This window comes from Acetomicrobium sp. S15 = DSM 107314 (assembly GCF_016125955.1).
Lineage (GTDB): Bacteria > Synergistota > Synergistia > Synergistales > Thermosynergistaceae > Thermosynergistes > Thermosynergistes pyruvativorans.
In genome coordinates this window covers 1-456 of the sequence record NZ_JADEVE010000360.1, presented here as the reverse complement: position 1 = coordinate 456, position 456 = coordinate 1, and the positions used below count along the sequence as shown (strand labels likewise).

1 protein-coding gene and 1 pseudogene are annotated in these 456 nt (G+C 52.4%); one reads left to right on the top strand and one right to left on the bottom strand.

The features are described from left to right. Window positions 1-198, bottom strand: a 198-nt coding sequence (locus EZM41_RS11060; RefSeq protein WP_198471141.1) for a hypothetical protein, incomplete at its 3' end; no start/stop codon positions are given. Window positions 199-337: 139 nt separating this feature from the next. On the opposite strand from EZM41_RS11060, the pseudogene EZM41_RS11055 reads away from it, so the two are divergent. Continuing rightward, a pseudogene (locus tag EZM41_RS11055) lies at window positions 338-456 on the top strand (type I glyceraldehyde-3-phosphate dehydrogenase); the annotation flags it as partial.

Sequence of the window (456 nt, the reverse complement as noted above, 5' to 3'; positions counted from 1 at the left end):
ACCGCGCTTGGCTATGGTTTCACAGTGGACTGGCCAGGCTTCGTCGGGATCTTCCATCGGAACGACCTCTGTAGACCATTGATCAGTGCCGATAAAGGCTATGCGCTTCTCGTACATCCAAGGCACGACCTCTTTACCGAGTCTAAATGTGTTGCTGTGTTCACCCCTCGGGCTTCCTGAAATGCACAATATCTTCACGTATCTTCATCTCCTCGTTGGTATACTCGACATCTACACGGCAGGGTAGAGAGCGGAGGTAAGAGGCGTGAGGAAGGTTAAAATCGTATGCACGATAGGGCCGGCCTCCTCGAAGTATAACGTGCTTCGCTCCTTGGCGGAATTCGGCATTGTAAAGGGACTCATGACGACCGCTCATTCTTACACAAACGACCAAGTGACGTTGGATTTTCCGCATAAGGATTTGGCGAGGGGGCGAGCGGCTGCGCTCTCCATCAT